At 67.8% G+C, this 13,009-nt stretch carries 11 protein-coding genes; 4 read left to right on the forward strand and 7 right to left on the reverse strand.

Going from position 1 to position 13,009, the window contains the following annotated elements; translation table 11 throughout:
- The first annotated feature begins 21 nt into the window (after positions 1-21).
- Both TF1_RS06380 and pgl read left to right on the forward strand, forming a co-directional pair.
- Positions 22-948 carry a glucose-6-phosphate dehydrogenase assembly protein OpcA gene (locus tag TF1_RS06380; RefSeq protein WP_011292429.1) on the forward strand — a complete coding sequence of 309 codons (927 nt, stop codon included), beginning with the start codon at positions 22-24 and terminating at the stop codon, positions 946-948.
- Positions 945-1,730 carry a 6-phosphogluconolactonase gene (gene pgl / locus TF1_RS06385; RefSeq protein WP_011292430.1) on the forward strand — a complete coding sequence of 262 codons (786 nt, stop codon included), beginning with the start codon at positions 945-947 and terminating at the stop codon, positions 1,728-1,730. Before TF1_RS06380 ends, pgl begins: the two co-directional genes overlap by 4 nt.
- Positions 1,731-2,355: 625 nt before the next feature.
- On the opposite strand, the gene TF1_RS06390 is transcribed toward pgl, so the two are convergent.
- Complete coding sequence (locus TF1_RS06390) at positions 2,356-4,632, reverse strand: rhamnogalacturonan lyase family protein (protein WP_061783740.1); 2,277 nt, start codon at positions 4,630-4,632, stop codon at positions 2,356-2,358.
- Between the two features lie 275 nt (positions 4,633-4,907).
- Between TF1_RS06390 and TF1_RS06395 the strand changes: the two genes are divergently transcribed.
- Entirely contained in the window at positions 4,908-5,162 is a 255-nt protein-coding gene (locus TF1_RS06395) for a hypothetical protein (RefSeq protein WP_011292433.1), read from the forward strand.
- Between the two features lie 183 nt (positions 5,163-5,345).
- On the forward strand, positions 5,346-6,848 hold the full coding sequence (locus TF1_RS06400; protein ID WP_011292434.1) for an amino acid permease: 1,503 nt from the start codon (positions 5,346-5,348) through the stop codon (positions 6,846-6,848).
- Between the two features lie 155 nt (positions 6,849-7,003).
- On the opposite strand, the gene TF1_RS06405 is transcribed toward TF1_RS06400, so the two are convergent.
- The 6 genes from TF1_RS06405 to gap all read right to left on the reverse strand — a co-directional run.
- Positions 7,004-8,227, reverse strand: a complete 1,224-nt coding sequence (locus TF1_RS06405; RefSeq protein WP_011292435.1) for an allantoate amidohydrolase — start codon at positions 8,225-8,227, stop codon at positions 7,004-7,006.
- A gap of 875 nt (positions 8,228-9,102) precedes the next feature.
- Positions 9,103-9,474 carry an RNA polymerase-binding protein RbpA gene (locus tag TF1_RS06410; RefSeq protein WP_011292436.1) on the reverse strand — a complete coding sequence of 124 codons (372 nt, stop codon included), beginning with the start codon at positions 9,472-9,474 and terminating at the stop codon, positions 9,103-9,105.
- Between the two features lie 111 nt (positions 9,475-9,585).
- On the reverse strand, positions 9,586-9,822 hold the full coding sequence (gene secG / locus TF1_RS06415) for a preprotein translocase subunit SecG (RefSeq protein WP_038043916.1): 237 nt from the start codon (positions 9,820-9,822) through the stop codon (positions 9,586-9,588).
- A 230-nt stretch (positions 9,823-10,052) separates the two neighbouring features.
- Positions 10,053-10,838 carry a triose-phosphate isomerase gene (tpiA, locus tag TF1_RS06420; protein WP_011292438.1) on the reverse strand — a complete coding sequence of 262 codons (786 nt, stop codon included), beginning with the start codon at positions 10,836-10,838 and terminating at the stop codon, positions 10,053-10,055.
- Positions 10,839-10,844: 6 nt separating this feature from the next.
- Positions 10,845-12,032 (reverse strand): phosphoglycerate kinase, encoded by a 1,188-nt coding sequence (locus TF1_RS06425; protein WP_011292439.1) that lies wholly within the window; start codon positions 12,030-12,032, stop codon positions 10,845-10,847.
- Between the two features lie 111 nt (positions 12,033-12,143).
- The coding region (gene gap, locus TF1_RS06430; RefSeq protein WP_061783741.1) for a type I glyceraldehyde-3-phosphate dehydrogenase at positions 12,144-13,009 on the reverse strand (866 nt) is incomplete at its 5' end.

Raw genomic sequence — 13,009 nt, forward strand, 5'->3', positions numbered from 1 at the left:
TCAGTTCTGGGGAGGACCGTTGTGACCCTGTATCTTCCGCGAACAACCACCGCGCAGATCACCGAAGCGTTGGCTACTGAACGGCGCAGTGTCGGCGGCGGTGCGATGAACCTTGTCCTCACCCTGGTCATCGTCACCGATGAAGCCGGCCACTACGACGCGGTGCAGGCGGCCACCGAAGCCGGCCGGGAGCATCCCAGCCGCGTGATCGCGTTGATCCTGCGCGACCCTGGCCTGGAACCGGCGCTCGACGCAGAGATCCGCCGTCCCGGCACTTTCGGTCCGGGGGAGACCGTGCTGCTGCGGCTGTACGGTCCGCTCGCCGACCATGCCGACTCGGTGGTCACCCCGCTGCTGGTTCCGGATACCCCCGTGGTGGCGTGGTGGCCGGAGGGCGGTCCGGTCCATCCAGCAGCCGACCCGGTGGGACAGCTGGCTGCCCGACGCATCACCGACTCCCATCGTGCCGCCGATCCTCTCGCGGACCTGGTGACGCGGATCAGCCATTACCATCCAGGGGACACTGACCTGGCGTGGACGCGGACCACGCCGTGGCGGGCCTTGCTCGCGTCCACGATGGACCAGTCGTGCGGGTGGGTCACCCGGGCAGAGGTCGTCGCAGAAGACCACCTGCCCAGCGCCGACCTGCTGGCCGCGTGGTTGTCGCAGCGTTTGGAGGTTCCGGTGGAGCGCCGGGTGTCCAGCGGCCCCGGGATCACCGAGACGGTGCTGGTCACCGAGGACGGGCCGATCACCATCAGCCGCAAAGACGGGCGGGTGGCGACCCTGCAGCGGCCGAACCGTCCTCTGCAGACCGTGGCCCTGTCACGGCGTCACCTTTCCGAATATCTCGCCGAAGAGCTGCGTCACTTGGACGCCGACGAGATGTATGCGGCCACGGCGAAGTTCCTGGCGGAACGGTTAGCAAGAGCGGAGGTATCGGCGTGAGCCGAATCGTCAATCCCCCTACCGTGGTGGTGCAGTCCGATGCCGAGCTGCTGGCCAAGGCGACAGCGGCGCGGCTGGTGACCCGCCTGGTGGATGCCCAAGCAATGCGCGGCACCGCCTCCTTGGTGCTGACCGGCGGCGGGATCGGTATCGCGGTGCTCGAACAGTTGGCGCTGGCCCCGGCCCGCGACGCCATCGACTGGTCCCGCGTGGACATCTGGTGGGGGGACGAGCGGTTCCTTCCGTCCGGCGACCCGGACCGCAACGAGACCCAGGCACGCCGTGCCTTGCTGGACCATGTTCCTGTTCCGGCGGAGCGGGTGCATCCGATGGGCGCCTCCGACAGGGTCGACGACTCCCCGGAAGCGGCGGCACGCCGCTACGCTGACGAGCTGCGGGAGGCGGCCGAGTACGGCGACGCGGTGCCCGCGTTCGATGTCTGCCTGCTGGGTGTGGGTGAGGACGCCCATGTGGCCTCGCTGTTTCCCGGGCGGCCTGCCATGTATGAGACGGAGCGGACCGTAGTGTCGGTCCACGGTTCTCCTAAACCGCCGCCGGTGCGGATCTCGTTGACGCTGCCGGCGATCCGCGCAGCCCGGGAAGTGTGGCTGATCGCTTCCGGGGAGGCCAAGGCCAACGCGATCCGGCTGGCGTTGGATAAAGCCGGGCCGATCCAGGTGCCTGCGGCGGGCGCGCGGGGGCGTTCCCGCACGCTGTTCCTTCTCGACCGCGCCGCAGCCAGTGCCCTGCCACCCGGCTTCTACGTCCCCGGCGTGGTGTAGGGCGCAGGGTGCCGTTTGAGCGGAAAGGGGCGGGCAGCAGGACGCTGTCCGCCCCTTGTCTCCTCCCATCCCGGCGGTAGTCGAAGACGCCATCGGTTGTTCCGGGCGCCCACGTCTGCGGGGATTCCTCACATCAGCAAGGGTGGTCCGTACCGGGGAGAGGTCGCCGCGCCGCAGGTCTGTGAGGGCTGTAGGTGCGACGGTTCCGCAACACCGCTGGCAAAGAGAAACACACACCGTAACTGAATCGGGGGTTTCCTCCACCGAACGAAACAGAGAGTAACATGCCGGACACAGGTCTGGAAAGAGATCTGTCGTTATTTTCTGATTTATCGCGGGCACTGGCGCCGCGGTCCTCGTCCTTTTCCCGCTGTGGAGCTTGTGGTGTCCGCTCCGCCCCTGCGGAGGCAGGGGCGCGGGGGCGGCCTCTCCTCGCCTTTCCGGTGCCGCTAGCGGGGATCACTGCACGTCACGAGAGGTTGTGCCTGTGCGGTGCCACGGTCCGTGCCCCCGCTGCGCCGCGGGGCGGAACCGCCGCCTGGGCGGTGCTGCGGGAACGCAGCGCGGTGGGGCGCCACCACGGCAGCGTCCCACCGGTCGTGCAGAGGTCAGGAATCTCTCGGGATCAGGGGTAGTAGATGTCCGGCCACGGCGGCGGCGCCATGCCGTCTCCGATGGGGAAGGACGGGTGCGGCGGCTGGTTGTATGCGGTGTTCTGCCAGGCGATCGCTACCCGGTACTGGGTGTCATGCATCAGGGTGGGGATCCGCAGTTCCGTGGGGTGCGGGCTGGCGTAGATCCGCAGCGCCGAGTTGTCGCTGGTCCGCCAGATCACCTCTTCGCGCCAGTCGCCGAGGATGTCGCCGGACAGGGACGGGGTGGCTTTGGTGCCGTTGTTGGAGGCCACACCGCTGCCCGTGAGCAGGCGCGTGTCGCCGTTCGGACCGTACTTGTCGATCCGGGTCTGGTCCAGCAGTTCCCGGCTGGGGTCTCCGTCCCACCAGACGAGGAAGTTGATCGAGCTGGGTTTGCGGCCGATGGCGGTTCCGGAGGTGTTGAGTAGGCCGTCCACCCGTGAGGACCAGAATTCGGCGCCGGGGCTGCCTGCCCAGATATCTCCGGCGACGCCGCGCCCGTTGTCGTCGCCGGAGGCGGTGCGCCACAGGGTGCTTCCTGTGCGCGCGTCGGCGAGCCAAGCGTTGGGCTGCGAGGAGCTTTCGGAAACCCCGTACACCTCGAGTCCGGGCCGGGCGGGGACGAAGTCGCCGACGTGCAGGGCGTCGCCGTGGCCGTATCCGGTGGTCCACATGCCGCGCCCGTCATCGTCGACGGCCATGGCGCCGAACATGATCTCGTCACGGCCGTCGCCGTCGGCGTCCGCGATGGACAGGGAGTGGAACCCTTGGCCTTCGTAGCCGCGTCCGGTGTTGGTGGAGCTGTTGGTGTCGAAGGTCCACCGGCGGGTGAGTCGTCCGTCGCGGAAGTCCCACGCTGTGATGACGGTTCGGGTGTAGTAGCCGCGGGAGAAGATCATGCTGGGCCGTTTCCCGTCCAGGTAGGCGGTGCCGGCGAGGAAGCGGTCCACCCGGTTGCCGTAGGAGTCGCCCCACGAGGACACGTTGCCGCGGGGCGGCACGTAGTCCACTGTGTCCAGGGCCCGGCCGGTGCGCCCGTCGAAGACGGTGAGGTATTCCGGTCCGGACAGGACGTATCCGGAGGAGTTGCGGTAGTCGGCGTTGGCGGAGCCGATCACCGCCCCGGTGCCGTCGCGGGTCCCGTCAGCGGTTTTCATGGCGACTTCGGCGCGCCCGTCGCCGTCGTAGTCATAGACCTGGAACTGGGTGTAGTGGGCCCCGGCGCGGATGTTGATGCCCAGGTTGATCCGCCACAGGAGGGTGCCGTCGAGTTCGTAGGCGTCGATGAGGACCGGCCCGGTGTAGCCGGACTGGGAGTTGTCCTTGGCGTTGGTGGGCTCCCACTTCAGGACGATCTCGTAGCGGCCGTCGCCGTCGAGGTCGCCGACGCTGGCGTCGTTGGCCTCATAGGTGTAGGAGGAGCCGTGGACGGTGCCGCCCGCGGGACGCTGCAACGGCACGTCCAGGTAGCCGTTGGTGAAGTTGAGGGAGGCTGCGGAGGGGCCCAGTTCCACGCCGTCGACGACCGGCCGCACTGTGTAGGAGGCGTCGGCTGGGGCGCCGGCGTCAAGGTAGGAGGTGGCGGAGGTGAGGGGGGTGGAGTTGACGCGGGTGGATCCGCGGTAGACGTTGAACGCGATGTCGCGGGGGTCCGAGCCGAGCAGCCGCCAGCTCACCAGGTTCCCGTTGCCGCTGCGCACGCTGATCAGTCCGCGGTCGAGCCGTTCCGCTTGGCGGGCTCCGGTGGGTTCGGGGAGGGCGGGTTCTTCGGGTTCGCCTGGTTCTTCAGGCCCGCCGGGCTCCTCGGGGCCGCCGGGTTCTTCTGGCCCGCCCGGCGTGGGCTGGTCAGTGCATACGGTGCCGTTGAAGGTGAAGGACTCGGGGATGCCGACCGTGCCGTTGTGGGTGGCGTTGAAGCCAAAACTGACGGTGCCGCCCGTGGGGACGCTGGCGTTCCAGGGAGTGTTGGCGGCGGTGACCTCGGCGCCGTTGGTCTGGAACTCAGCGTTCCACCCGTGGGTGATCCGCTCCCCGGAAGGGAAGCGCCAACTGAGGGTCCAGCCGTTGACGGGGTCGCCCAGGTTGGTGACGGTGACGGTTCCAGTGAAACCGTCGTTCCACTGGTTGACGCTGTAGTCGACGCTGCATCCGGCGGCGGCGTGGGCTGGGCTGGGGAGAGCCGCAGCACCGGTGGCACCGAGCACGAATGCGGCAAGGGCCGCGCCGAAGCGCACCGGTCGGCGCCGCGTGGGGGGATACTCTCGCACGAGTGCTCCAGTCGGTTCAGGGACAGGAAAAACCCGTATTTGGGATCACTCCCAAAGAAATATGCACAGAGAGTAACACTTCCAACACTCTCAGGAAAAGGCTTTCCCGGCACCCCACCCGACATTCCGCTAAAAACGACACATCTAGCGCCACACTCCGCTAGGCTCTTGGGGGCCGCATACCGCGGGCCTGCGCGAAGGCCCAGCCCTCCATTCGAACGCGTGTATGATCACGGTGCCAGTACCCGTACCGCCTACCGAAGGGGAGCCGCATCGTGGTCACCGAGGTCTTCACTCGCAAGTACTGCGACCCGCATGCCGTGAACGGCGAGAAGGTCGAGGCCACTGAAGCGATCCAGTTCGCCTGGGACGGTGTCATCCGCGAAGTCGACGCCTGCGTGGAGTGCAAGCAGGAATACGACGCCCGGTTCGAACCGCTGCTCGACTACTCCCGTCCGGTGAAGCGGCGCCGTACGAAGAAGACCACGGCCGAGAACACCCCCGCAGAGAGCACTCCCGCCGAGAACTAGGCGGCTGCGCAGCGCTCTGTTTCTCCAGCGCGCCCCTCGGCCCCATGTCCCGGCCGGCGCCGCTCTGCGGCGCCGGCCGCTCGTGTCTTCCCACCCTCCCCTCCTATTACTGAGAGTATTTTTCTCGTTACTCTTCGAACGGTGATGTGTGCTGCACGGCACGCGGGCGGGACTGGAGATCAGGTGAGTATCTGGCGCACGAAGAGCATCGAACAGTCCATCCGGGACACCGACGAACCCGGGTATCGGCTCCGCCGGGACCTCAACGGCTTCGACCTGATCGTCTTCGGCATCGGAGTCATCATCGGAACCGGCATCTTCGTCGTCACGGGACGGCAGGCCGCCGAGAACGCCGGCCCCGCCATCGTCCTGTCCTTCCTCGCTGCCGGAGCTGTATGCGCACTGGCTGCCATGTGCTACGCCGAATTCGCCTCCACCGTGCCGGTCGCCGGGAGCGCGTACACGTTCGGCTACGCCACGCTAGGGGAATTCGTCGCCTGGATCATCGGCTGGGACCTCATCTTGGAGTTCACCCTGGCGGCCTCTGTGGTCTCCGTGGGCTGGTCGGAATATGCCGGAGACCTCCTCGCCCTGCCGACCACGGTCACCCTCGCCGGTCTCCCGGTGAACCTCGGCGCCGTGGCCATCGCCGTCCTCCTGGGCCTTGTCGGCATGCTGGGAGCCAAACTGTCGGGCCGGGTCACCGCGGTCGTGGTGGCGATCAAAGTCGGCATCGTGCTCTTCATCATCGCCGTGGGCGCAGCCTACGTCGACCCCGCCAACTGGACGCCGTTCATCCCACCCGCGCAGCCCGCGGCCGCGGACACCACCGGGGTGAGCGATGCCACGCTCACCCACGTCCTCTTCGGCTTGGAACCCACCTCCTTCGGCCCGTGGGGAGTGGTCGCCGCCGCATCAGTGGTGTTCTTCTCCTTCATCGGCTTCGACATCGTCGCCACCACCGCTGAAGAAACCCGCAACCCGCGGCGGGACATCCCTGTCGGCATCTTCGGCTCCCTGCTCATCGTCACCCTGCTGTACATGGCGGTGGCCGCAGTCGTCACAGGGATGCGCCCGTACACGGAACTCAACGTGACCGCACCCCTCTCCGACGCCTTCCGCTCTGTCGGCGCCGACTGGGCGGCGACCCTGATCTCGCTGGGCGGGGTCATCGGCATCACCACCGTCATCCTGGTGCTGATGATGGGTCAGGCCCGGGTCGCGTTCGCCATGTCCCGCGACGGGCTGCTGCCCCGAGCGCTCTCCCGTATCCACCCGCGGTTCGGCACCCCGTATGTGACCACCCTGCTGACCACCGCGGCCGTGGCACTGCTCGGCGGCCTCGTTCCCATCAGCACGCTTGAAGAGATGGTCAATATCGGCACGCTGTTCGCGTTCGTCGTAGTGTCTGTGGGCGTGGTCGTCCTGCGTTCTCTCCGCCCCGACCTGCCGCGGGCATTCCGCGTGCCCTGGTCTCCGGTACTGCCGCTGCTGGCCGCGCTCTCCTGCCTCTGGCTGATGCTCAACCTGACCGCGCTCACCTGGATCCGGTTCGCGGTATGGCTCGTGATCGGGGTCGCCATCTACTTCCTCTACGGAATCCACCACAGCAGGCTCGCCGCGCCTCCCGCACAGCCCAGCGGTGAAGAAGGAGAAGGGGTGGGCGAGGGGTTTCTCGGCGCATAACGGGCTGTGCCGCACTACTCGAACCGCCCGGACTGCCTCCGGCGCCTGGCGGCTGCCCCGGAACACCGTCCAGGAGCGCCCTTCATCCCGCCGCGTGCTCGCCAACGGCAGCAGCCCGGCTGTCCCCGCGGGCTTTCCGATACAGTGCTGTGCGCTCAGTCGCGTTTCGCCTCGGTGAGATCGGCGAGCACCTCGGTGAGGGCGGCGACTCCCGCATGGCAGTCCGCGGGATCAACGCGCTCCTCGGGAGCATGCGAAATACCCGTGGGGTTGCGGACGAAGAGCATGCTCGCGGGCACCGCTGACGCAAGGATCGCCGCATCGTGTCCCGCACCGGTGGACAGCAGCGGAGCAGGTGTCTCCCCGCCGACCAGGGCAGCCAACCGGTGGCACAGTTCCCGGGGAAAATCCACCCGGGGGAAGAACGACTCCTGAAAACTGCTGAGGCTGACCCCGTGCTCGGCCGCGGCCACCCGGGCCGCCATATCGATGTCGTGCACCATGGCACGCAGCGTGGCTTCCTGGGGGGCGCGCGCATCCAACCAGGCGCGTACCCGGGACGGAATGGAATTGCTGGTGTTGGGGGTGAGCCACACTCGTCCCACCGTAGCCACCGCATCGTGTTCGAGTGCGGCCCGGCGGACTGCGCTCACCGTCTCCGCGAACGGCAGCATGGGGTCGTTGCGATCGGCGATCCGCGTGGTTCCGGCATGGTCGGCCTGCCCGGAGAAGTCCAGTCGCCACCGGCCGTGCGGCCAGACCGTGGCGCCCACCCCGACCGGAACCCCGTGGTGGGCGAGGAAACGGCCCTGCTCAATGTGGAGTTCCACGAAGACGCCGATGCGCGCCAACCGCTCGGGGTCGGCGCCCATCCGCTCCGGATCCAAACCGGCCTCGGTCATCGCCCGGGCCCAGGTGACCCCGTCGGCGTCGGTGAGACCACGGACCCGTTCCGCGGTGATGGCCCCGGTGAGCAGCCGGGATCCGAGCCGCGGCACGCCGAACCGGGCGCCCTCTTCCTCCACGAACACCACGACTGCCAGCGGACGCTGCGGACGCAGACCGCGCTGTTTGAGTTCATCAACGGCAGCCAGCGCGCTGACGACTCCGAGCGGACCGTCGTACCCGCCGCCGTTGGGAACCGAGTCCAGGTGCGACCCGGTGACGACAGCGTCGGGACCGGCCTCTGGCCACCAGGCCCACAGGTTGCCGTTGCCGTCGGCCTCCACTGTCATCCCGCGGGCTTGAGCCTCACTGGTGAACCAGGCCCGCAGCTCGGCGTCGACGGGTGTCCACGAGAGGCGCCGGTAGCCTCCGGTAGTGCGGTCGCGTCCCAGTGGGGCGAGACCAGCCCACAACCGGTCGAAAGTGTCGCTCACGGGTCGCTCCTCATCGTCGCTGGGTCCTGACTGTCGGGGCGCAGTAGCGCATGCCTTTGATGCCAGTGTCCCGAACCGTTCCGTCCGTTACGGCGGGTGCCCCCGTGTCGACTGTGCCAAGACAGCGTCGTGGCCCTTCGTGCGGACACTCCACTCCCGGGAACCACCCCTTGTGGGGGTGCTGCCCGGTTGCCCGCTCTTCTTCGCGGCAAAGCCGGCGAAGAACGTGACGGGCGCCCTCCAGGACGGATCGGGGGGCGCCCGTCGTTCCGTGCGTGGGACGGACACGCACGGGTGTGGGGAAGGTCTTCGTCACGGTCGTGGTGGACCACTGCCAGGGTCCATTCAACACGTCCGCTAACGCCCGTATCTACCCGACTGCTCATGCGTTTGCACGATCATGAGCATTGTCGCAGTTGTCTGTCTTGTGCGCGACTTTGCGAGGTGAGACCGGGAATGAGGCAGTGCCCGGCGCATCACCCGCCGGGCATACCAGCCGATGCTGCGCGGCAGACGCGGGTCGCTCGCAGACGGTACGAAGCGCACGCCGCAGACCGCGGCACTCCCCCTCCACAGGAGTCCCGGCGGGCAGCCGTCCTCACCCAGCAAGAAAAAAGAGCCGCCCCGGCGCATCGCACGCGGGACGGCACCGCTCCGCTGTCCGGCCTATCGCGGGCAGCGGAGCGCACAGCGCCGGGATTCCCGCCACGGCAGCCGCAGACAGCGCAAGACCCGATCCGGGCCCAGACACGCCAGTGCCCCCGCCGGACATCCGACGGGGGCATCTGAGACCTGGTCGCACGTCCCAGAAGAATCGGCGAGCGCAAGGACAGACCCGGATACTGACCGCGTGGTCCGTCCGCCCACGCTCAGTCTCAGTCAGTGAACGACTTCAAAGCAGACGACATCGCAGCGCGCTCCGCACGGAGCTTAGCGATCGCCTCTTGCAGGATGGCCTCGCCGTCGGCTTCGCTACGCCGCTCTTTCACGTAGGCCAGATGCGTCTTGTAGGGTTCGGTCTTCGGAGGGGCCGGAGGGTTCTCGGGGTCCTTACCGGCGGGGAAACCACAACGGGGGCAGTCCCACTCATCAGGGATCTGAGCATCGTGCGCGAAGCTCGGAACCACTTGGTGCTTGTTGGCGCAGTAGAACGCGACACGAATCCGCGGGGCCGCCTCACCACGCTCGGCCTCACCCATCGGGCCGGCACCAACGCGGCTGCCACGGATGGCACTGCCACTACCCACGAAAAACTCCTTCAGCGTGATGTGCCCGGCAAGCCCGCCGCACGCGCCGCAGAACGCACACAGCACCGAGCGCGTGCCAGGCCCTGCGGGCGTAGGATCGCGATGCTGTGACTAGCCCTGTCGGAGAATGAGCAGGCCGAGCGCGACGATACCGACGATCCAGACAAGCCCGGTGGCGATCGTCAACCGGTCAAGGTTGCGCTGCACCACCGATGAGCCCCCCAAGGAAGAGGTGACGCCGCCACCGAACAGGTCGGAGAGGCCGCCGCCTTTACCCTTGTGGAGCAGCACCAGCATGATCATCAGTACGCTGACGACCATCAAGGCAATAGAGAGACCGACGATAATCACACGCTCACCCGCAACTCGACCCCAACGAGGGGGAATCCGAACGACCAGAACCTCCGTCCGGTCCCGCAGTGTGTGAGGGAAAGCGGAACCCCGGACAGGGTATCGGGAACATTACCTGATTTTACCCCTGACACTGTAGGCCCCAGTGCCATTCAGTGTGAACAACTCCGCTGACGGCGCCGTCGGCGAGCCGCACCGCGCGCGGACGACCCGCCGACGGCACAGGCTCAGCCCTGGACCGCGGCGCGGATCAGCTTGACGAACTCGTCAGCGTCCAGGCTCGCACCGCCGACCAGCGCGCCGTCAACGTCTGCTTGCGCCATGATCGCTGCGACGTTGCCGCTCTTCACCGACCCGCCGTAGAGGATGCGGGTCTGCTGTGCGGCCTCAGGGGAGTACAGTTCACCAATCCGCTTGCGCAGCGCCGCGCACACCTCCTGGGCGTCCTCGGGCGTGGCGACTTCGCCGGTACCGATCGCCCACACCGGCTCGTAGGCCACGACCAGGGTGCGGACTTGCTCCTCGGTCACGCCCTTGAGCGCGCCTTCCAACTGGGCGAGGGTGTGCTCGACGTGGCGTCCCGCCTTGCGGACCTCCAACCCTTCACCCAGGCACAGGATGGGCGTGATGCCGCTGGCGAAGGCCGCTTTGACTTTCGCGTTGACGACCGCGTCGTCCTCGTGGTGGTATTCGCGCCGCTCCGAGTGCCCGGCCAGCGCGTACGTGCAGTTGAGTTTGGCCAGCATCGGGCCGGACACTTCACCGGTGTAGGCGCCCTTCTCGTGCTGGGAGATGTCCTGGGCACCGTAGGTGATCCGCAGTTTGTCCCCTTCCACCAGGGTCTGCACGCTGCGGATCGCGGTGAACGGCGGCAGAACCGCGATGTCTGCGGCGTCGTAGTCGGCGTCGTTGAGGGCGAAGGCCATCTTCTGCACCAGCGCGATGGCCTCGAGGTGGTTGTTGTTCAGCTTCCAGTTACCCGCAATCAGCGGCTTGCGCTTGGCGGTTGCCATGTCGTCCTATTCCTCCAATGCCGCGATGCCGGGCAGGGTCTTTCCTTCGAGGTACTCCAGGCTGGCACCGCCACCGGTGGAGATGTGGCTGAACGCCTTCTCGTCGAAGCCGAGTGCCCGGACGGCTGCGGCCGAGTCGCCCCCGCCGACCACGGTGAACGCCGAGGAGTCGGCTAGGGCCTGCGCCACGGAGCGGGTGCCCTTCGCGTACGGCTCCATTTCGAACACGCCCATCGGGCCGTTCCAGAACACGGTCGCGGCGTCCGCCAGTTTCGACGCGAAGAGCTCAGCCGAGGCCGGTCCGATGTCCAGCCCCATCCGGTCCGCGGGGATCTCCCGGACGTCGACCACGTCGTGGGCGGCGTCCGCAGCGAACTTCTCTGCGGCCACCACGTCCACCGGGAGCACGAGTTCCACACCGCGCTCCTCAGCCCGGCGCAGGTACCCCTTGACGGTGTCGATCTGGTCCCGCTCCAGCAGGCTGGCGCCCACCTCGTAGCCCTGCGCGGCGAGGAAGGTGTAGGCCATGCCGCCGCCGATGAGGATGCGGTCGGCGGTGTTGAGCAGGTTGTCGATGACGCCGAGTTTGTCGGAGACCTTGGAGCCGCCCAGTACGACCACGTAGGGGCGCTGCGGGGACTCGGTCAGCTTGCGCAGCACGTTGACTTCGGCCAGCACCAGTCCGCCGGCGGCGTGCGGCAGACGCTTCGGCAGGTCGTAGACGCTGGCGTGCTTGCGGTGCACGGCGCCGAAACCGTCGCCGACGTACAGCTCAGCCAGTGCGGCGAGCCGATCGGCGAACTCACCGCGTTCGGCGTCGTCCTTGCTGGTCTCGCCCGGCTCAAAACGCAGGTTCTCCACGAGGGCGACCTCGCCGTCGGCCAGCTCGCGGCTGATGGCCTGGGCGGATTCGCCTGCGGTGTCGGAGGCGAAGCGCACCTCGGTGCCCAGCAGCTCACCCAGGCGGGCGGCGACCGGCTTCAGCGAGTAGGCAGGGTCGACCTTGCCTTTGGGGCGGCCCAAGTGGGCGCCGATGATCACGCGCGCGTTCCGCTCGCGCAGTGCAGTGATGGTGGGCAGGCTGGCCCGGATACGACCGTCGTCGGTGATGCGGTCACCGTCGAGCGGCACGTTGAGATCGGCTCGGACGAAGACGCGCTTGCCCGCGACGTCGAGATCCTCGATCGTCCGCATATCGTGACTTCTCTTTCTGGCAGAAGGTGGGCTCCATGGGGCGGCGACGCCCCCGTCCGGCCGTGCGTGGGCCGGTGGCGAGGGCGTCGCCGATGCCGTACGCGGCGCGGGTCAGAGGTTGGAGCCGACCAGCTTGACCAGGTCGACCAGGCGGTTGGAGTAGCCCCACTCGTTGTCGTACCAGCCGACGACCTTGACCTGGGTGCCGAAGGCCATGGTGAGGCTGGCGTCGAAGGTGCAGGACGCCGGGGTGCCGACGATGTCGGAGGAGACGATCGGGTCCTCGGTGTAGACCAGGATGTCCTTGAGCGCGCCCTCGGCCGCAGCCTTGAAGGCGGCGTTGACCTCTTCCTTGGTGACTTCGCGCTCCAGCGTGACCACCAGGTCGGTCACCGAGCCGTCCGGCACCGGCACCCGCATCGCCAGGCCGTCGAGCTTGCCCTTCAGCTCGGGCAGCACCAGAGCGGTGGCCTTGGCGGCACCGGTGGTGGTCGGGATGATGTTCTGCGCGGCGGCCCGGGCACGGCGCAGGTCCTTGTGCGGGTAGTCCAGGATGACCTGGTCGTTGGTGTAGGCGTGCACCGTGGTCATCAGACCCTTGACGATGCCGAAGTTCTCCATCAGGGTCTTCGCCATCGGCGCCACGCAGTTGGTGGTGCAGGAGGCGTTGGACAGGATGTGGTGGTTGGCCGGGTCGTACTTGTCGTCGTTGACGCCCATGACGACCGTCAGGTCCTCGCCCTTGGCGGGGGCGGAGATGATGACCTTCTTGGCGCCGGCGTCGAGGTGCTTCTTCGCGTCCTCAGCCTTGGTGAAGAAGCCAGTGGACTCCACGACGATGTCCACCCCGAGGTCGCCCCACGGGAGCTGAGCCGGGTCGCGCTGGGCGAGCGCCTTCATGGTGGTGCCGCCGACCGTGATGCTGTCCTCGCCGACCTCGACCTCGCCCGGCAGGGTGCCCAGCACCGTGTCGTACC

This window comes from Thermobifida fusca NBRC 14071 = JCM 3263 (genome assembly GCF_001592045.1).
GTDB classification, from domain to species: domain Bacteria; phylum Actinomycetota; class Actinomycetes; order Streptosporangiales; family Streptosporangiaceae; genus Thermobifida; species Thermobifida fusca.